This is a genomic window from Mesorhizobium sp. P160219 (assembly GCF_057786095.1).
The window spans coordinates 2,298,438-2,316,115 of sequence record NZ_JBYNWG010000001.1 but is presented as its reverse complement, the minus strand read 5'-3'; the positions used below and the strand labels follow the sequence as shown (position 1 = coordinate 2,316,115).

The window sequence follows — 17,678 nt, the reverse complement described above, 5'->3', positions numbered from 1 at the left end:
TTGGCGACGCTGGCTTTATCTTGCGCGACGCCGGTTCAATTTCCCAGGCCCCCGTTGAGCGATATTTTCTCCAGGATCGAGCATTCGCGCACCGCCGACGAGGTGGTGCAGCAGATCGAAAGCCTGATCCTTGAAGGCGTGCTGCGCACCGGCGACCGGCTGCCGGGCGAGCGCGAGCTGGCGCGCCAGTTCGACGTGTCGCGGCCGATCCTGCGCGATGCGCTGAAGGCGCTGGAAGGGCGCGGGCTGCTGATCACCAAGGCCGGCGGCGGCACCCATGTCGCCGACGTCATCGGCCAGTTGTTCACCAAGCCGGTGACCGACCTCATCTCGATGCACCGCAAGGCGGTGACCGACTATCTGGAATACCGCCGCGAGATCGAAGGTGTTGCGGCCGAATATGCGGCGCGGCGCGCGACAGCGGACGACATTGCGCTGCTCGACCGCATCGTGGCGCGCATGGACGAGGCGCACCGCACCGGCGATTTCGACGACGAGGCGGAAATCGACGTCGAGTTCCACCATGCTGTGTGCGAATGCGCGCACAACATCATCCTCTTGCACACGCTGCGCTCCTGCTACCGGCTGCTGTCTGAAGGCGTGTTCCAGAACCGGCTTCTGGTGTTCAGCGTGCCCGGAGCGCGCGAGGCGCTGCTGGCCCAGCACGGCGCGATCTACAAAGCCGTGAAGGCCGGCGATCCCTCAGCTGCCCGCCAAGCGGCGATGGACCATATCTCCTATGTCGAGCGCTCGATGCTCGAGGCCGAACGCAGCGGCGACTGGCAGCGCGTGTCGCGGCTCAGGCTTAAGCAGCGCTCCGACGCCGACGACGGCTTCAAGACGACTGGCTAACGAGGAACCACCATGAGCGACATCCTCACCATTGCCGATCTCAAGGACCTGGCGCGCCGGCGGGTGCCGAAGATGTTCTACGACTATGCCGATTCCGGCGCCTGGACCGAAAGCACCTACCGCGCCAACGAGGAGGACTTCCAGAAGATAAAATTCCGTCAGCGCGTGCTGGTCGACATGAGCAACCGCTCGCTGGAATCGACCATGATCGGCGAGAAAGTGGCGATGCCGGTGGCGCTTGCCCCAACTGGAATGACCGGCATGCAGCATGCCGATGGCGAGATGCTGGCGGCGCAGGCGGCAGAGGAATTCGGCGTGCCGTTCACGCTGTCGACGATGAGCATCTGCTCGATCGAGGATGTCGCGTCGGTGACGAAGAAGCCGTTCTGGTTCCAGCTCTACGTGCTTCGCGACAAGGATTTCGTGCTCGACCTGATCGACAGGGCGAAGGCTGCAAAATGCTCGGCGCTGGTGTTGACGCTCGACCTGCAGATCCTGGGGCAGCGCCACAAGGATGTCCGCAACGGGCTGTCGGCGCCACCCAAGATGACGCTGGCCAACATTGCCAACATCGCCATGCGGCCGCGCTGGCTGATGGGCATTGCCGGCACCAAGCGCCGCACCTTCCGCAACATTGTCGGCCATGCCAAGGGCGTCGGCGACGTCGCTTCGCTGGCATCGTGGACGACGGAGCAGTTCGACCCGCACCTGTCGTGGAAGGACGTCGCCTGGATCAAGGAGCGCTGGGGCGGCAAGCTGATCCTGAAAGGTATTCTCGACAAAGAGGACGCGCTGATGGCGGTCGAGACCGGCGCCGACGCCATCATCGTTTCCAACCATGGCGGGCGCCAGCTCGACGGCGCATCGTCGTCAATCATGGCGCTGGAGGAGATCGCCGATGCCGTCGGCGACAGGATCGAGGTGCATATGGACGGCGGCATCCGCTCGGGCCAGGACGTGCTGAAGGCGCTTTGCCTCGGCGCCAAGGGCACCTATATCGGCCGCCCGTTCCTGTACGGGTTGGGCGCCATGGGCAAGCAAGGCGTGACCCTGGCGCTGGACATCATCCGCAAGGAGATGGACATCACGCTGGCACTGTGCGGCAAACGGCTGGTGACCGAGATGGGCAAGGACCAGTTGCGGCGATAGGGTCTTGTTCACCGATTAGACCCTAGCCTCGCTGGATCACGGAGACGAAGCCGCCTTGACCGAGACCGGCATCCACTACCTCGACGCGCGCGCGCCCGATGGCATGCGCCTCTATGCGATCGGCGACGTGCATGGCCGGCTCGATCTGCTCGCCGCCATGCATCGCCGCATCGAGAGCGAACTCGAATACAAGCCGACCAGCGATTGGCGCGTCATCCACCTCGGCGACTATGTCGACCGCGGACCAGAGTCCAAGGGCGTCATAGACTTCCTGATCGAGGCACAGAAACGCGATCCACGGCATCTGATGCTCGCCGGCAACCACGATATCGGCTTCCTCGATTTTCTCGACGAGCCTGACCCGGAAGGGCTGTTCATCCGCTATGGCGGCGTGCAGACGGCACAATCCTATGGCGTCGACCTAGCGGGACACGCAAGCTGGTTCGGCAAGGCCGAGGCGTTACGGCGGGGACACCAGGCACTGGTCAATGCTGTACCGCAAGCCCATGTCGACTTCCTGCGGTCGCTGCAATTGTCACTGATATCAGGTGATTTCTTCTTCTGCCATGCAGGCGTCAGGCCTGACGTGCCGCTGGAGAGCCAGAGCCCGCAGGATCTGGTCTGGATACGCGACGTCTTCCACAACCATCCAGGGCTTTACCCGAAGGTGATCGTGCACGGCCACACACCGGTGCCGGAGGCGGAGGTGATGCCGAACCGCGTCAATGTCGACACGCTCGCCTGGCAGTCAGGCATGCTCAGCGCGCTCGCCGTGGACGGCGCGGACAAGCGTATCCTGACTGTGCAGGGAAAAGCGTTTTAGCGAAGCGCGGCGGTGACGCCGTAGCCGTCGACGGCCTGATGGTTGTTGGCTGCATCGGCGGAATAAATGCCGAGACCGCACAAAACGATGGCAGACAGCATGACAAAGGACAGAAGCGCTGCTTTCACGGACGTCATCTCTAGTTGAGCTTCCTGCATCTGGGCACGAGGCGGTTACCAATGGGTTGAAACCGAGAATTCGTCTCAAAGTTTCGACGATTTCGCGCTTGTAGGTCGATTCTGTATCGGCGGTGTGTCGCGCGGATCACACAAAGGTTCATCGCGGTTGCATTGCCGATGCATAGCGCGCGCCTTGTAGGATAGCGTTCGGCCACAAACCAAGGACGAAAGAAGTTGTCCCCGGCAGATTCCCCGCCGCGTGCCAATTATGCAACGGCCGCGCGTTGGCTGGGCTCAGATCGTCGCCACCCAGGCGCGGGCAATGGCCAAGCCCGCGGCGTCGGCCTCGGGGCCGTTGCGTGCCATTTCGCTGTCGAGGCGATCCTGCCAGTCGGGATGGCGATCGGCAATCAGCGGCGCGAAGGATGCGCTCCAGTCCCTCACCATCGGCTGGTCGGCCTCGAAATGGAACTGGAAGCCGTAGACGGCGCGGCCGATACGGAACGCCTGGTTCTCGGCAATTTCGCTGCCGGCAAGCCGCACCGCATTTGACGGCAGCGCGAAAGTGTCGTCGTGCCATTCGAAGATGGGGAAATCCTGGGGAAGTGCGCCAAGCACCGGATCGGTTCTGGCGTCCGGCGTCAGCGATACCTTGTGCCAGCCGAATTCCGAGGCGCCGCCGATCTGGTTCTCACCGCCGAAAGTGCGGGCAACCAACTGGCTACCCAGGCAGATACCGAGAACCGAGCGATCCTTGGCGGCGAAATCGCGGGTCAGTTCGAGCAGCGCCGGGAAATACGGGTAGTCATCGTCGGCCAGCGCATTCTGGCCGCCGCCCAGCATCACCATGGCATCGTGTCCGGTCGCGTCGTCCGGCAGCGCATCGCCCTTGTAGGGCCGGCGCAGGTCGAGATCGGCGCCGGCTTCGGCGAGCGCGGCACCAACCTGGCCAAGGCCGGTGTTGTCGTAGTTCTGGACCACCAGCACCCGCATCGCAAAACCCTGCTGACATGAAATGACGCGACGAGCGATATCATGTCGCCCGTATTGCAGCCAAGATGCGTATTCGGGAGAGAGCTATGCCACTGCAGAACCGGGTCGATCCGTTCGGCGCCATCCATGCCATATCCGAGCGCGGCCTGTTCACCGGCAATCGCGGCATCATCCACGATCCTGAGACCAAGACGCTGCTGAAAAAGCGTTGGGCCTTGCCGGCCTGGATCATCTGCGTCTGCCAATTCCGCAATGCGCGGCGCGAGCCGATGGGCAGGAACAGGCCGGGCGGCAGGGCCGGCTGGACCGAGTTGTTCTTCCTCGACGAGGTGACGGCGCTGGCCGCCGGGCACCGTCCCTGTTTCTATTGCCGGCGTGAGCGAGCCACGGATTTTGTCGGGCGTTTCGGCAAAGTCTTCGGTGTAAACGAACCGCGCGCGCCAATGGTGGACAAGCGGCTGCACAAGGAGCGGCTGGCTTCCGGCGGCAAGCCACCTGATGTCACCATGGGAGAGCTTGCCGAATTGCCGGACGGAGCGATGATCGCGGATGGCGGCTCGGCCTATGCGCTGCGCGGCGGCAACGCGCTGCCCTGGTCGTTCGCAGGCTATGGCGATGCGGCGGCCTTCGACAGCCTTGCCGGCCGGTCGCTGCGCCTGCTCACACCGGCCACGACCGTTTCGGTGCTGCGGCACGGTTTTGAACCGGTGTGGCATCGTTCCGCCGAGACTTGACGCCAGGCACCGCCTCGCCCATTCCTCGGCGATGCGCGCCAATTACAAGATGCAGCGGCTGTTCGTGCCGGACGACCTCGCGGCAGGCATCGAATTCGATGCCGGCCAGCAGCAGAGCCATTATCTCACGCATGTGCTGCGGCTCGGCGAAGGCGCCGAGATCCTGGTCTTCAACGGCCGCGACGGCGAGTGGTCGGCGGCGATTGCCACCAGGTCGAAAAGGGCGGTGCGGCTGAAGGTGCTGGCCTCGCAGAGACCGCAACCGCCCCTGCCTGACCTGATCTATTGCTTCGCGCCGCTGAAACAGGGCCGGCTAGACTATCTCGTGCAGAAGGCGGTCGAGATGGGCGCCGGCATCCTGCAGCCGGTGATCACCCAGCACACGCAAGTGGCAAAACCCTCCATCGACCGGCTGCGCGCCAATGTCGTCGAGGCGGCCGAGCAATGCGGCATACTGGCGGTGCCGGAAGTGCGAGAAGCCGAGAAATTCGAGCGTCTGCTCTCCGGCTGGGACAAGGAGCGGCGACTGATCTTCTGCGACGAGGACGCCTCGACCAACAACCCGCTGCCGGCATTGCAGGCGGTGCCGGAGAAGAAGCTGGCGCTGCTGGTCGGACCGGAAGGCGGCTTTTCCGACGACGAACGCAAGATGCTGCGGGCGCTCCCCTTCGTCACTGCCATCCCGCTCGGACCGCGCATCCTGCGCGCTGACACAGCAGCTGTAGCGGCGCTTGCGGTGATGCAGGCGACGGTCGGAGACTGGTAAGAAGCGTAGAGATCAATTCCTGTTGACCTGTGGCTCAGGATTTTTCGCTTGATCGGCTGCTGACATTTCGTCCATTTAGCGCCGGCGGGCTCCGAGAGCCGCAGAGGGGGCCCCATGGCGCGCGACACAACCGATTTCCGGCCAATCGAAGACATCGACGAACTGGTCGAGCATCTGGCCGAAGGCAACAAGCCGCGCGACAAGTGGCGCATCGGGACCGAGCACGAGAAGTTTCCCTTCTATGTCGACGGCAACGCGCCGGTGCCTTATGGCGGCGAGCGCGGCATCCGCGCCATCCTCGAAGGCATGCAGCAAAAGCTCGGCTGGGACCCGATCATCGATGACGGCCGCATCATCGGCCTGGTCGAGCCGACCGGCCAGGGCGCGATCTCGCTCGAGCCGGGCGGCCAGTTCGAGCTGTCGGGCGCGCCGCTGGAAACGATCCACCAGACCTGTCGCGAGGGCAATGCGCATCTGGCGCAGGTACGCGAGATCGCCGAGCCGATGGGCATCCGCTTTCTCGGCCTCGGCGGCAGCCCGAAATGGTCGCTGGCCGAGACGCCGAAAATGCCGAAATCGCGCTACGAAATCATGACCCGCTACATGCCCAAGGTCGGCACCAAGGGTCTCGACATGATGTATCGCACCTGCACCATCCAGGTGAACCTCGACTTCGAAAGCGAAGCCGACATGCGCCGCAAGATGCAGGTGTCGCTGAAGCTGCAGCCACTGTCGACGGCGCTGTTTGCCAACTCGCCCTTCACCGACAGCCGGCCGAACGGACTGCAGAGCTGGCGCGGCGACATCTGGCGCGACACCGACAACCAGCGCTCGGGCCTGCTCGAATTCTGCTTCTCGCCCGAGTTCGGCTTTGCCGACTATGTCGAATGGGCGCTCGACGTGCCGATGTATTTCGTCATCCGCGACGGCCACTATCACGACATGACGCACATCACCTTCCGCCAGTTCATGGCCGGCGTTGCCCGCAATGAAGTACCGGACGGACTGCCCACCATGGGCGACTGGGCGAACCATCTGTCGACCCTGTTCCCTGACGTCAGGCTGAAGCGCTTCCTCGAAATGCGCGGCGCCGATGGCGGGCCGTGGCGCCGCATCTGCGCGCTGCCGGCCTTCTGGGTCGGGCTGCTCTATGACGAGGCCGCGCTCGACGCCGCCGAGGCGCTGACTTCGAGCTGGACCTATGAAGAAACGCTGGCGATGCGCAATGCGGTGCCGGAACAAGGCATTTCCGCGCCGTTCCGCAACACGACGCTGCGTGAGATCGGCCGCGATGTAATGACGATTTCGCGCCTTGGGCTGAAAAATCGCGGCAGGAAGAACCGCGACGGCTATGACGAGACCTCGTTCCTCAACACGCTGGACGAAGTCGTGGCGCGCGGTACCACCAGTGCCGAGGAAATGCTGTCGGCCTACCACACGCGCTGGGGCGGCTCGATCGAGCCGGTGTTCATGGAATATGCGTATTAGCGTCGCGCCTTGAGCAGCGGCAAAAGCCGCTTCAATCGAACATCGAAACGAACTAGGTTCTCCCTCGAGGATTTCCCGGAGGAGAAACCGATGCCTACCTTGTTCGACATATTGGCGCAGGCGCAGAACGGCAACGGCATGCAGGCGCTTGCCCAGCAGTACGGGCTTTCCATGCAGCAGACGCAGGCGGCTGTCGCCGCTCTGCTGCCGGCCTTCTCGCAAGGGCTGCAACGCAACACCGCCGATCCCTATGGGCTAGGCGCCTTCATGACGGCGATGGCGAGCGGCCAGCACGCCAAATACTTCGAGGACGCGACCAGGGCTTTCTCACCGCAAGGCGTCAATGAGGGCAATGGCATTCTGGGTCATCTGTTCGGCTCGAAGGAGCTGTCGCGCGCGGTGGCCAGCCAGGCCGCGCAGGCGACCGGCGTCAGCCAGCAGATCCTGCAGCAGATGCTGCCGGCCATCGCTTCGATGGTGATGGGCGGATTGTTCAAGCAGACGACAAACCAGTTGACCGGGGGTCAGATGCAGGCCGCCGGTGGCTTCGGCGGCGGCGGCAGCAATCCGCTCGGCGAGATCATCGAACAGATGATGCGGCAGGCGGGCGGCGGGGCACAGCCTGCGCCGCAGCCAGCACCCAATCCTTACGGTGAGAACCCGCTGGGCAAAGTGCTGCAGGACATGTTCGGCGGCGGCGCCCAACAGCCGCAAAGCCAGCCGCAACAGGCGCCCAACCCATATGGCGACAATCCGCTGGGCAAGGTGCTGCAGGATATGTTCGGCGGTGGCGCGGCACAGCAACCGCAGGGCCGGCCGCAGCAGCCAACACAGCCGCAACAGACGCAGAGCCCTTACGGCGACAACCCGCTGGGCAAGATTTTTGAAGAGATGATGCGGCAAGGCGGTGGTGGCGGCTTCGGCCTGCCCGGTGGGCAGCCGGCGCCGCAGCAGCCGCAAGCACCCCAGCCGCCACAGGCACCGCAGGAGCGCCAGGCGCCGCAACCGCAGGCCAATCCGAGCGGCAGGCCACGCAATCCGTTCGACGATATTTTCGGCAAGATGTTCGAGACCGGCGCCCAGCAGCGCGACGACTATCAGAAGGGCGTGGAAACGATCTTCGACCAGTTCAAGCGGGACATGGACCGGCGGTAGTTGGCGGTAGTTGGGCGCTGACCTTCGCGGCTTCGGAGCAAGGAACGAAGCGACGCGGCGCAGACCGCACGATGACGACGGAGCTTTAAAAGAAAAGCCCGGTCCTGGAGGAGGACCGGGCCAGTGTGCAGGCTGGCCGGCGGGGAACCGGCAGGGAGTGGGGAGCCTGCTATACTCGTTGGTCGTAGCGAGCCTGAGAAAGGTTCACGGCAATGCGCCCGATATCACGCTATCTGGCGGGCGAGATCTTCGATTGTATCGGCGCGATCGCTCGCAATCGCACGCAGCTTCACGGTCGGATCGGCGCCGAACGGCACATCGATGGCGACATGGAGATCCGCGCGCGTCAGGCCGATATCGGCGAGTTCGGCGTCCGACATCTCGCCGAGGCGATAGAAGGCCCGGCGATTTTTCCAGGCCTGGTAGGCATTGAGAAGGGTGTTGGCCACGCGCGTCGCAACGGCCGGACGCGAGGTGATGCGCGAGGTCTCGGTGGCGAAATCAAACGTGGTCATGTCGGTCTCCTTCAGACTCGAACTGGACAAGACCAGGCGATCGGCGCTGGGGACAGCGGCCGTTCCGGTCTCGATTCACATGCCTTCATGTGGACAATGTGAATTTGCCACGCACCGATTGATTAATCCAACGAATGTTTCTAATCTTTAGCATCAACGCTACTGATGGATTGGACCGATGAAAGCGCCACTCGATCTCGACCAGTTGCAGACCTTCATCTCGATTGCCGATACCGGCAGCTTTACCCGCGCGGCCGAGGAAGTGCTGCGCACGCAATCGGCGGTGTCGATGCAGATGCGCCGGCTGGAAGAGCGGATCGGCAAGCCGCTGTTCGAAAAGGACGGCCGCACCAACAGGCTGACCGAGGAAGGCGACAAGCTGCTCTCCTACGCGCGCCGCCTGCTCTATCTCAACCGCGAAACGCTGGCCGCCTTCGATGACCAGCGGCTCGAAGGCACCATCCGCATCGGCACCCCCGACGACTATGCCGACCGGTTCCTGCCCGAAATCATGGCACGCTTCACGCGCTCCAACCCACGCGTCGAGCTGACCGTCATCTGCGAGCCGACACCAGGCTTGGTCGAGCATATCAAGCGCGGCAATCTCGATCTTGCGCTGGTGACGCACAACGACACGCGCGGCCAGTCGGAAGTGGTGCGGCGCGAGCCGCTGCTATGGGTGACCTCGGCCAACCATGCCACGCACGAACAGGAAGTGCTGCCGATGGCCTTCGGCCGGCCGAACTGCATCTGGCGGCGCGCCGCCGTCGATGTGCTCGACCGGCAAAACCGCGACTATCGAATCCTGTTCACCAGCTTCTCGGCCACCGTCATCACCGCCGCGGTGCTGTCGGGGCTGGCGATCTCGGTGCTGCCGGAATGCGCGCTGCGGCCCGGCATGCGAGTGCTGGGCGAAGCCGACGGTTTTGGCGCCCTGCCCGACTGCCGCATCGGCATCATGCGCGGCCAGACCTCGCGTCCCGAAATCGTCGACGCGCTGGCCCGGCACATCTCGGAAAGCCTCGACAATATTTCCGTGCCGCTCGGCGAAGAAACGGGAAGCTTCGATTTCGCCTCGCTCGCCTTCGCCAAGATGAAGCGGAGCAAGCCGAACCAGATCCTGCCTGGCTGGTAGGAACGATCAGGCCGACGCTGCCGCCTCCGTCGTTGCGTTGGCCGACGACAGGCCGGGCAGCGCCACCAATTGCGCCGGCTCCAGCGGCGGCGACAAGAGGTAGCCCTGCAGCTGCTGGCAGCCCATGGCGACCAGCAGCGCCTTTTGCACCTCGGTCTCTACGCCCTCGGCGGTGACCTCGACCTTGAGCGCGCCGGCGAGATCGATCAGCGCCTTGACGATGGCGCCCGAATTGCCGTCGCCGTCGAGAAGCCGCACGAAGGAGCGGTCGATCTTGAGCTTGTCGATGGCATGGCGGCGCAGATAGCTCAGCGACGAATAGCCGGTGCCGAAATCGTCGAGCACAATGCCGACGCCCGACTGGCGCAAGGCTGCCAGAGCCGCTCTGGTGGTGTCGTTGTTTTCCAGGAGAACGTTTTCGGTGATTTCGAGCTGCAGGCGCTTCGGCGCCAGTCCGGTTTCGGCGAGGATCGAGGCAACCTCTTCGGCAAAGCCGGCGTCGCGCAATTGCAGCGGCGAGACATTGACGGCGAGCCACGGCAGTTTGGTCTTTACGGCGAAGCGGCAGGCTTCCAGCAGGGACCATGCGCCGAGCTGCCCGATCATGCCGCGTTCCTCGGCGATGGCGATGAACTGCGCCGCCGGCAGTGCGCCATGGACCTCATGCGCCCAGCGGATCAGCGCCTCGGCGCCGACAATGGTCTTGCCGTCGCTGGCAAAGACCGGCTGGTAGGCGAGCTTGATACCGGTGCCGCCATTTAGCGCGCTGCGCAGCTCGCTCTCGACCTTGCGCTTGCGCAGCAAAAGGTCGTCCATGTCGCCGGCGAAGACCTGGTAGCGGCCACGGCCGTTCTTCTTGGCTTCGTAGAGCGCGATGTCGGCCTTGCGCAGCAGATCGTCTGCATCGGCATCAGGGCCTGTCGACAAGGCTATGCCGATGCTGGCGCTGATAAAGACCTGATCGTCCATCAGTTTGAACGGCTCCTGCAGTTTCTGCAGCACCCTCTCGGAAATATCCTCTGCGTTCCTGACGTCGCGGACATCGATCAGGATTACCGCGAATTCGTCGCCACCCAGTCTTGCCACCGTGTCGACGTCGCGAACAGTATGGTGAAGCCTGGCCGCCGTCTGGCGCACGAGTTCGTCGCCTGCCGGGTGACCAAGCGTGTCGTTGACATGCTTGAAGCGATCTAGATCGAGATAAAGCAGCGCGACCTTGCTTTCATTGCCGGAGGTAAGCAAGGCACGCCGCAACCTGTCCTCGAACAGTGCCCGGTTGGGCAGGCCGGTGAGCGTGTCGTGAAAGGCGAGATATTGCGCCTGGGCCTGGCTGGTCTGCAGCGCCGATGACGCACGGCGCAGACGCCGGAGCAGAAAGGCGAGCACGCTCGCCGCAACCAGCGCGGCCAGAGCCAGGGCCGGGCTGGCCTTGCCCACCAGCGTCAGGCCGGGCCGTTCCTGGTCCCAGGCAATATAGCCGAGGATGACACCCTGTTTGTCGATAAGCGGAATGGCAGCCGAGCCAAGCGGCTGAGCCATCGGCAGGAGATGCGCCCCCGCCAGAAGATATTTCTGCGCGATCTTGCCGATCACCGCGTCGTTGATGAACTCTATGGAGACATGCAGATATTCGCTGCCGGATGCCTGGGTGACGCGATCCGAACTCGGCACCAGAGGCATGACGCTGAGTATGGCAGGCTGACCGCCAAGCGAGACCAGATCGTCGGCAACGAATTTTGCGCCGGCCTGGCTTGCGTCCTTGCTCATCATCTGGCGCAACCTGGCGATTGTCGGCCGCAAAGCGGGTTCGTCCTCGCCAAAGACGGCAGGCGACACGACCTTCCCTTCGCGCATGGCGTGGACCGGCCGGTTGGCGTCGTCCAGCACATAGACCCGGTTGTGGCCGTAATACGAGGACATCCAGACGCTGAGATTCTCTGCCATCCAGGTCTGGTTGCCGGCCTTGGCGTTGATAACGGAATCATCCCAGACGGCGACGCTTTCCTGCTCGCGCTTTACCGCGGCGACCTGGTCCTGCAGGCCGTTGGCCAGGAAAACCTTCTGCCGCTCGAGCGAGACCCGGTCGGCCTGCATGGTGGCGTAAAGGCCGAAGCCGACAACGATGGCCAGTGCAAAAACGGCAAGCGTCAGCACCGTCAGGGTGACCTGGAACGTCAACGGGCTGCGTTGTCTGCGGGCGCTCATGCGTCCTCCTTGGCCCAGAGTCAATCAGGACAGGCTTAAGATCAAGTTATGGAATCTTGACGCGGAGCGACAACAGCCGCTCAATCGGCCGATGAGCGACGCAGAATCCGAATCACGAACCAATGCCACCGAATACACGGTGAGCGAGATTTCCGGCGCGCTGAAGCGTACGGTCGAGGATGTCTTCGGCCATGTGCGGGTGCGCGGCGAAATTTCCGGCTATCGCGGGCCGCACTCTTCCGGCCATGCCTATTTCACACTGAAGGACGACCGCGCGCGGCTCGATGCCGTGGTCTGGAAAGGCACGATGAGCCGGCTGAAATTCCGCCCCGAAGAGGGGATGGAGGTGATCGCCACCGGCAAACTCACCACCTATCCCGGCAAATCCAACTACCAGATCGTCATCGACAATCTAGAACCCGCCGGCGCCGGGGCGCTGATGGCGCTTTTGGAAGAGCGCAAGCGGCGACTGCAGGCCGAAGGGCTGTTCGATGCCGGCCGCAAGCGGCGGCTGCCCTTCATGCCGCGCACCATCGGCGTCGTCACCTCGCCGACCGGATCGGTCATCCGTGACATCATCCATCGCATCAAGGACCGCTTTCCGCTGCATGTGCTGGTCTGGCCGGTGAGAGTGCAGGGCGAGACGGCGGGGGCGGAAGTGACGGCGGCCGTCAACGGCTTCAACGCGCTGGCCTGGGATGGAGCGATTGCCCAGCCCGACCTTCTGATCGTGGCGCGCGGCGGCGGCAGCCTCGAGGACCTCTGGGGGTTCAACGATGAAGGGCTGGCGCGCGCCGTCGCTGCCTCGCGCATCCCGGTGATTTCGGCCGTCGGGCACGAGACCGACTGGACCTTGATCGATCTCGTCGCCGACATGCGGGCACCGACGCCGACAGGCGCGGCGGAGATCGCGGTGCCGGTGAAAGCGGACCTCGAAGCGACACTAGCCAGTCTTGGCGCACGGCTCAAAGCAGCTACCTTGCGCAATTTCGAACGCAAGCGGCAGGCCTCGCGTGCGGCCGCCCGCGCGCTGCCCTCGCCCGACCAGTTGCTGGCGCTGCCGCGACGGCGGCTGGACGAGGCGGCCAGCCGGCTTAGCCGGGGGCTGATGGTCTCCACCGAAAGAAAGCAAGCTCGGTTCTTCGCCGTGAAGCTCACTCCGGCAACGCTGTCGCGGCGAATTGCCGAGGCGCGACGCACCAACGACCGCAACCTTTTGCGCGCCCAGGGGGCGCTGCGCGCATTGGCGAGAGCCCGGCGCGCGGAGTTGAATCGTGCGGCGGATCAGTTGCCAAAATGTGCGAAAGCATCCCTGCAACGGCACAGGCAGCAACTGGCTTTGCTGCAAGGCCGCATTACGATCGAGCCAACGGCACGGCGGCAAACCGTGCAGAGGGATCTGCTGACAGCTTTGACGAGACGCGGCACGCAAGCGGTACTGCTCAGGCTGGAGCGACTGCGCGGCCGCATCGTCCAATCCGAGAGGCTGATGGCAACGCTGTCGCACAAGGCTGTGCTGGCCCGCGGCTTCGCGCTGGTCAAGGATGCCGACGGCGCGGTGATCAAACTGGCAGTTGATGTGGCGCCGGGCGCTGGCCTGCAGCTGGAGTTCGCCGACGGCATCGTAAATGCAGTCGCGACCGGCGACGCCGAGCGGGTGCAGGCCGTTGCCAAACCAGCGGCCAGCAAACCCGCCGCAAAGCCGACGGCCAGCAAACCGAAAGAGCCGGGCAATCAGGGCTCGCTTTTTTAGAGGACCGCATGACCGGACATGACCCGCATCTTCAAACGCCGGCGGGCAAGCCGCGCGCGCGTGCTTTCGGCATTGCCTTCGAGGGCACGCCGGGCGGCTTCAACGCCATCACCGATGTGCTCGGCGTATCGGTCGGCTATGCGACGCTGATTTCCGGCGAGGGTCTGCTCAAGGTTGGCACGGGGCCGGTGCGCACCGGCGTCACCGCCATCCTGCCGCGGCCGTTGGCTGAGCTCGCCACGCCGGTGTTTGCCGGTGTCTTCAGCCAGAACGGCAATGGCGAGTTGACGGGGTCGCACATTATCGAGGAAGTCGGCGCCTTCAACCTGCCGGTCACGATCACCAACACGCATTCCTGCGGCGTTACCCGCGACGGCACGCTGCGCTGGATGCAACGCGTGCTGTCGGCGGCGCTCGACAGCGGCTGGGGCCTGCCGGTTGCGGCGGAGACCTATGATGGTTTCCTCAACGACATCAACGGTCATCACGTCGGCTTCGAACATGTCGAAGCCGCGCTCGACGGTGCCGCCGGTGGAGCGATCGAGGAAGGCAGTGTCGGCGGCGGCACCGGCATGATTGCCTTTGGCTTCAAGGCCGGCTCGGGCACGGCATCGCGCATCGTCGAGTGGCAGGGCATCAGGCATACGGTCGGCGTATTCGTGCAGGCGAATTTCGGCAAGCGGCGCAATTTCACACTGCGCGGCGCCCGCGTCGGGCCCGATCTGGTGGAGCCGGCGATGCGCGAAGGCACGCCGCGTGCCGAAAAGGGCTCGATCATCGCCATCGTCGCCACCGATGCGCCATTTCTGCCGCACCAGATGAAGCGGCTGGCAAAGCGCGTGCCGCTCGGCATCGCCATGACAGGCGGCTTCGGCTACCACAGTTCGGGCGACATTTTTCTGGCCTTCACCACCGCCAATCCGCAAGCAGCACTTGCACCGTCGGGACGAACCGCAAACGCCGCTTACATCCCGGACGTCGATATCGATCCGTTCTTCGATGCGGTGGCGCAAGGCGTAGAGGAGGCGATCCTCAATGCAATGGTCGCCAATGAGGATATGAGCGGACGCGACGGCAATTTCGTGCCGGCGCTGCCCAAGGCCTGGCTGAAAGATCGATTTGGATAGAGGACAAGGCCTGGCGGCGCCAGGCCTGTTGCGTCACGGCTTGGCCGCGTTGCTCTGGTCGGCCTCGGCCGCCTCTTCGAGCCGCGATGCGATCAGTTCCTGGATGTCGCCGACTTCTTCCTGGATATCTTCCAGCGGAATGCCGACCTCAGCGGCCTTGGCCGCGCACTCCTTGGCGAGGGTCTCGGCCTGCTTCTCGATCTTTACCGGCGAGTGCTGGCAGTGGACCTTTTCACCGATCCATCCGCGCAAGAACTCGATCGCATGTTCACTCATACTGCTTTTCCCTGGCGGCTATGCCGGTTGGTAACCGTAAACGTCCGCACCCGGTAAAGGATGCATGCTGCCATTCGAACCGAGTCGGCTTCGCCCGGCAAGTTGATCTTGTCGGAGGTCCGAAGAGCCGAATGAAGGGAAGGGTTCAATGAGCACGTTCTGATTGTTTGATAGAGTGGTACGTTGGCCGGGATCGGCTTCGGCTCTATGCTGTTGTTCTTACGATCTTTTCCTGCTGTCGACGGCCGATTTGTATCACAATAGGGATCACAACGCGTAACACATTTTCTGCTGCTTCGTGGTACACCGCCACAGCTACACGGTCGAAGCCGCCGCTATATAGTGACATCATTATGCGATGTCGACTCTATCAGCCATCCTGCTTCTTTCCGCCGCGCTGTGTCAAACGTCATCCCCGTCCAGTATGGAGATTGGATGGCCCCGGAAGGCGTATGAAGATGTTGATTTTATTGCGTTTCGTGAGCCAAAATCAGAAAGCTCTCGTCAGCGTCACCCCGCTCGACTGCCTCCGCCACACTCAGCGCCTCCGACGTCGATTCCTTGCACGTAACGCGCGGGCCGGATGAACGACAACATTGGCGCTTTGGCAGCGCGCTCCTGCTAAGGACGATGTCTCGATGCGACAAGCTCTGCCTTGCGCTGCGCCGTCTCCAGCCCGATTGAGATGAAGGCGCGCGCATGCCGGGCCAGTTCCATATTGTCGGCCCACAGATTGCGCCAGATCGCGGTCTTCCGTGACAGGTTCTCGTCGACGATCTTCGACGAGAAGGATTCAAAGCTGAGGTCGTCCCTATAGCCGATTGCGGTCAGCGCATCGAAGATAGCGGCAAAGTCGATATTGCCGGTGCCGAGGAAACCGCGATGGCTCTCGCCGATATGGACATAGCCGATCTTGTCAGCGGCATGGCGGATAGCCAGTCCGACATCGGCCTCCTCGATGTTCATGTGGAAGGTATCGAGATGCAGGAAGATGTTGTCGGAGCCGGTGTCCGCGATGAAGGCCAGGCCTTGTGAAGCGGTGTTGAGCAGATTGCTTTCGAAGCGGTTGACGATCTCCAGATTGAGCGTGACGCCGGCGGACTTGGCCGTCTCCGCAACCTTCGCAAGTGTCCCCGCGCTGCGGTTCCACTGATCGCGCGTCGGCGCCTGCGTCTGCAAGCCGTGGCTGGTGCTGAGGATGCCGCCAATCTTCTGGCCGCCGAGATCGCGGGTGAGCGCGATCGTCTCGTTGAGGATCTCGACGCCGCGCGCGGCAACCGCCTTGTCGGCACTCGAAATGTCGCCGTCGGCCGGCAGGCCGATGCTGATCGCGACGCCGAGCTTGAGGTCGGCGATGCGCCTGGCCAACCCGCCAACGTCGACATTGGCCGGGTCAAGATAGGAGAACTCGATCAGGTCGAAGCCGGCCTCTCTGGTGTTGGCCAGCGTGCGTTCGAGGTCGCCTTGCGCCGAACTCGCCGACCAAACGAAGGAATGAATACCGATGCGCGACATGATCGTCTCCCGTTTCTGGAATTGAGATGCGGCCGGGTTGCCCCGGCCGCATCGGCCTTGGGAGGCTTAGCGGGCCGCGGTCCAGCCCTTGTAGTCTTTCAGGTTCTCGGCCGTGATCAGCTTCGGGTCGAGCAGCACGGTCGGCTCCGCCGGCTTCTTGCCGGCAAGCAGCTCAGCCGCCATCGTCAGCGACTGGCCAGCCATCACGTAGGGATCCTGCGAAGCCGAGGCCTTGATCATCGAGGTGCCGGAAGCGAGTTCCTTCTCGATATCGGGAGCGCCATCCACTGCGGTGAAGATGAACTCCGAGCGATTGAGCTGCTTGGCCGCAAGCTGGGCGCCGATCGCCGTCGGATCGTTGATGGCAAACACCGCATCGATCTTGTCGAAGCGGGTGAGCAGCGACTGGAAGACCTTCAGGCCGCCGTCGCGCGAGCCTTCGGCATTCTGGTCTTCGGAGAGGATCTTGATGTCGGGGTGTTTTGCAAGGACGTCCTTGCAGCCCTTCACCCGCTCCAGGATCGACGACGACGCCGGGCCGTTGAGGATAACGTAGTCGCCCTTGCCGCCGGTGTGGTCGACCAGATACTGGCAGGCCTCTTCGCCGGCCTTGACGTTGTTGGTCATCACGGTGACGTCGGCGCCTGGCGCCGAGACGTCGAAGGCGGCAACGACGATGCCCGCTGCTTGCGCCTTCTTCACCGCCGGGCCGATCGCCTTGGCATCGACCGCATTGAGCATGATCACGTCGACCCCGGCGGCGATGAAGGAATCGACCTGAGAGACCTGCTTGTTGAGGTCGTAGTCGGCCGACACTGACGTCACCTCGACCTTCGGGTTGATCTTCTTGGCCGCGTCCTCGATGCCCTTGATGGTGGCGACGAAGAAGGGGTTGCCGAGCAGGCCGACCGAGATGCCGACCTTGTTGAGGTCCTTGGCCGATGCGGGCGCGATGGCGGCAGCCGCGAGTGCGACGCCGCAGAGCAGTTTAGCGATGGTCTTCATTGCTTTCCTCCAATTGCCCCGCGCCTCTCACGGTGCGTTACCACAAACCGGTCGTTTACGCCGGCGAC

At 63.6% G+C, this 17,678-nt stretch carries 17 protein-coding genes; 10 read left to right on the top strand and 7 right to left on the bottom strand.

Features of this window, described 5'->3' with window-relative positions; all coding sequences use genetic code 11:
• Positions 1 to 54 precede the first annotated feature (54 nt).
• Genes AC3EMP_RS11155 through AC3EMP_RS11145 form a run of 3 tightly spaced genes read left to right on the top strand, consistent with a single transcriptional unit; the run spans position 55 to position 2,824 of the window.
• Entirely contained in the window at positions 55 to 852 is a 798-nt protein-coding gene (locus tag AC3EMP_RS11155; RefSeq protein ID WP_023692349.1) for an FCD domain-containing protein, read from the top strand.
• 12 nt (positions 853 to 864) lie between these two features.
• The gene (locus AC3EMP_RS11150; protein ID WP_023815110.1) at positions 865 to 2,001 is read left to right on the top strand and encodes an alpha-hydroxy acid oxidase; all 1,137 of its coding nucleotides are present in this window, start codon (positions 865 to 867) and stop codon (positions 1,999 to 2,001) included.
• A 55-nt stretch (positions 2,002 to 2,056) separates the two neighbouring features.
• Positions 2,057 to 2,824 (top strand): metallophosphoesterase family protein, encoded by a 768-nt coding sequence (locus tag AC3EMP_RS11145; RefSeq protein ID WP_023686824.1) that lies wholly within the window; start codon positions 2,057 to 2,059, stop codon positions 2,822 to 2,824.
• On the opposite strand, the gene AC3EMP_RS11140 is transcribed toward AC3EMP_RS11145, so the two are convergent.
• Both AC3EMP_RS11140 and AC3EMP_RS11135 read right to left on the bottom strand, forming a co-directional pair.
• Positions 2,821 to 2,961, bottom strand: a complete 141-nt coding sequence (locus AC3EMP_RS11140; protein WP_006206855.1) for a hypothetical protein — start codon at positions 2,959 to 2,961, stop codon at positions 2,821 to 2,823. The two genes, AC3EMP_RS11145 and AC3EMP_RS11140, sit on opposite strands and share 4 nt — an antisense overlap.
• Positions 2,962 to 3,237: 276 nt before the next feature.
• Positions 3,238 to 3,936: a type 1 glutamine amidotransferase gene (locus AC3EMP_RS11135; RefSeq protein WP_023686823.1), complete on the bottom strand. Its 699-nt coding sequence runs from the start codon at positions 3,934 to 3,936 to the stop codon at positions 3,238 to 3,240.
• Between the two features lie 86 nt (positions 3,937 to 4,022).
• Between AC3EMP_RS11135 and AC3EMP_RS11130 the strand changes: the two genes are divergently transcribed.
• The 4 genes from AC3EMP_RS11130 to AC3EMP_RS11115 all read left to right on the top strand — a co-directional run bounded on the left by AC3EMP_RS11130 (position 4,023) and on the right by AC3EMP_RS11115 (position 8,079).
• Complete coding sequence (locus AC3EMP_RS11130; protein WP_023686822.1) at positions 4,023 to 4,670, top strand: hypothetical protein; 648 nt, start codon at positions 4,023 to 4,025, stop codon at positions 4,668 to 4,670.
• Positions 4,671 to 4,701: 31 nt separating this feature from the next.
• Positions 4,702 to 5,436 (top strand): 16S rRNA (uracil(1498)-N(3))-methyltransferase, encoded by a 735-nt coding sequence (locus tag AC3EMP_RS11125; protein ID WP_352712747.1) that lies wholly within the window; start codon positions 4,702 to 4,704, stop codon positions 5,434 to 5,436.
• A 114-nt stretch (positions 5,437 to 5,550) separates the two neighbouring features.
• On the top strand, positions 5,551 to 6,924 hold the full coding sequence (locus AC3EMP_RS11120; RefSeq protein WP_023681841.1) for a glutamate--cysteine ligase: 1,374 nt from the start codon (positions 5,551 to 5,553) through the stop codon (positions 6,922 to 6,924).
• 90 nt (positions 6,925 to 7,014) lie between these two features.
• Positions 7,015 to 8,079, top strand: a complete 1,065-nt coding sequence (locus AC3EMP_RS11115; protein WP_352712748.1) for a DUF937 domain-containing protein — start codon at positions 7,015 to 7,017, stop codon at positions 8,077 to 8,079.
• A gap of 224 nt (positions 8,080 to 8,303) precedes the next feature.
• On the opposite strand, the gene AC3EMP_RS11110 is transcribed toward AC3EMP_RS11115, so the two are convergent.
• Complete coding sequence (locus tag AC3EMP_RS11110; protein WP_023670560.1) at positions 8,304 to 8,594, bottom strand: DUF1127 domain-containing protein; 291 nt, start codon at positions 8,592 to 8,594, stop codon at positions 8,304 to 8,306.
• 178 nt (positions 8,595 to 8,772) lie between these two features.
• Between AC3EMP_RS11110 and AC3EMP_RS11105 the strand changes: the two genes are divergently transcribed.
• Positions 8,773 to 9,729 (top strand): LysR substrate-binding domain-containing protein, encoded by a 957-nt coding sequence (locus AC3EMP_RS11105; protein WP_023695095.1) that lies wholly within the window; start codon positions 8,773 to 8,775, stop codon positions 9,727 to 9,729.
• A 6-nt stretch (positions 9,730 to 9,735) separates the two neighbouring features.
• Here AC3EMP_RS11105 and AC3EMP_RS11100 read toward each other — a convergent pair whose 3' ends face one another.
• Positions 9,736 to 11,934 (bottom strand): bifunctional diguanylate cyclase/phosphodiesterase, encoded by a 2,199-nt coding sequence (locus tag AC3EMP_RS11100; protein WP_352712750.1) that lies wholly within the window; start codon positions 11,932 to 11,934, stop codon positions 9,736 to 9,738.
• 91 nt (positions 11,935 to 12,025) lie between these two features.
• Here AC3EMP_RS11100 and xseA point away from each other — a divergent pair, with 91 nt between their 5' ends.
• Together xseA and AC3EMP_RS11090 are read left to right on the top strand one after the other, a co-directional pair.
• A complete protein-coding gene (gene xseA / locus AC3EMP_RS11095; protein ID WP_027049002.1) occupies positions 12,026 to 13,687 on the top strand; it encodes an exodeoxyribonuclease VII large subunit in 1,662 nt (553 codons plus the stop codon).
• Between the two features lie 8 nt (positions 13,688 to 13,695).
• Positions 13,696 to 14,814 carry a DmpA family aminopeptidase gene (locus AC3EMP_RS11090; RefSeq protein WP_352712752.1) on the top strand — a complete coding sequence of 373 codons (1,119 nt, stop codon included), beginning with the start codon at positions 13,696 to 13,698 and terminating at the stop codon, positions 14,812 to 14,814.
• A 33-nt stretch (positions 14,815 to 14,847) separates the two neighbouring features.
• On the opposite strand, the gene AC3EMP_RS11085 is transcribed toward AC3EMP_RS11090, so the two are convergent.
• The 3 genes from AC3EMP_RS11085 to AC3EMP_RS11075 all read right to left on the bottom strand — a co-directional run bounded on the left by AC3EMP_RS11085 (position 14,848) and on the right by AC3EMP_RS11075 (position 17,610).
• On the bottom strand, positions 14,848 to 15,090 hold the full coding sequence (locus AC3EMP_RS11085) for a DUF768 domain-containing protein (RefSeq protein ID WP_023670565.1): 243 nt from the start codon (positions 15,088 to 15,090) through the stop codon (positions 14,848 to 14,850).
• Between the two features lie 621 nt (positions 15,091 to 15,711).
• Positions 15,712 to 16,605: a sugar phosphate isomerase/epimerase family protein gene (locus AC3EMP_RS11080; RefSeq protein WP_023692360.1), complete on the bottom strand. Its 894-nt coding sequence runs from the start codon at positions 16,603 to 16,605 to the stop codon at positions 15,712 to 15,714.
• A 66-nt stretch (positions 16,606 to 16,671) separates the two neighbouring features.
• Positions 16,672 to 17,610, bottom strand: a complete 939-nt coding sequence (locus AC3EMP_RS11075; RefSeq protein ID WP_023710138.1) for an ABC transporter substrate-binding protein — start codon at positions 17,608 to 17,610, stop codon at positions 16,672 to 16,674.
• Positions 17,611 to 17,678 lie beyond the last annotated feature (68 nt).

What these genes read in the sequence shown, in the direction of transcription:
- AC3EMP_RS11085 (WP_023670565.1), bottom strand. Translation starts at nt 15,090, where the DNA reads ATGAGTGAACATGCGATCGAGTTCTTGCGCGGATGGATCGGTGAAAAG.
- AC3EMP_RS11125 (WP_352712747.1), top strand. Translation starts at nt 4,702, where the DNA reads ATGCGCGCCAATTACAAGATGCAGCGGCTGTTCGTGCCGGACGACCTC.
- AC3EMP_RS11120 (WP_023681841.1), top strand. Translation starts at nt 5,551, where the DNA reads ATGGCGCGCGACACAACCGATTTCCGGCCAATCGAAGACATCGACGAA.
- xseA (WP_027049002.1), top strand. Translation starts at nt 12,026, where the DNA reads ATGAGCGACGCAGAATCCGAATCACGAACCAATGCCACCGAATACACG.
- AC3EMP_RS11135 (WP_023686823.1), bottom strand. Translation starts at nt 3,936, where the DNA reads ATGCGGGTGCTGGTGGTCCAGAACTACGACAACACCGGCCTTGGCCAG.
- AC3EMP_RS11080 (WP_023692360.1), bottom strand. Translation starts at nt 16,605, where the DNA reads ATGTCGCGCATCGGTATTCATTCCTTCGTTTGGTCGGCGAGTTCGGCG.
- AC3EMP_RS11090 (WP_352712752.1), top strand. Translation starts at nt 13,696, where the DNA reads ATGACCGGACATGACCCGCATCTTCAAACGCCGGCGGGCAAGCCGCGC.
- AC3EMP_RS11105 (WP_023695095.1), top strand. Translation starts at nt 8,773, where the DNA reads ATGAAAGCGCCACTCGATCTCGACCAGTTGCAGACCTTCATCTCGATT.
- AC3EMP_RS11100 (WP_352712750.1), bottom strand. Translation starts at nt 11,934, where the DNA reads ATGAGCGCCCGCAGACAACGCAGCCCGTTGACGTTCCAGGTCACCCTG.
- AC3EMP_RS11075 (WP_023710138.1), bottom strand. Translation starts at nt 17,610, where the DNA reads ATGAAGACCATCGCTAAACTGCTCTGCGGCGTCGCACTCGCGGCTGCC.
- AC3EMP_RS11115 (WP_352712748.1), top strand. Translation starts at nt 7,015, where the DNA reads ATGCCTACCTTGTTCGACATATTGGCGCAGGCGCAGAACGGCAACGGC.
- AC3EMP_RS11140 (WP_006206855.1), bottom strand. Translation starts at nt 2,961, where the DNA reads ATGACGTCCGTGAAAGCAGCGCTTCTGTCCTTTGTCATGCTGTCTGCC.
- AC3EMP_RS11150 (WP_023815110.1), top strand. Translation starts at nt 865, where the DNA reads ATGAGCGACATCCTCACCATTGCCGATCTCAAGGACCTGGCGCGCCGG.
- AC3EMP_RS11110 (WP_023670560.1), bottom strand. Translation starts at nt 8,594, where the DNA reads ATGACCACGTTTGATTTCGCCACCGAGACCTCGCGCATCACCTCGCGT.
- AC3EMP_RS11130 (WP_023686822.1), top strand. Translation starts at nt 4,023, where the DNA reads ATGCCACTGCAGAACCGGGTCGATCCGTTCGGCGCCATCCATGCCATA.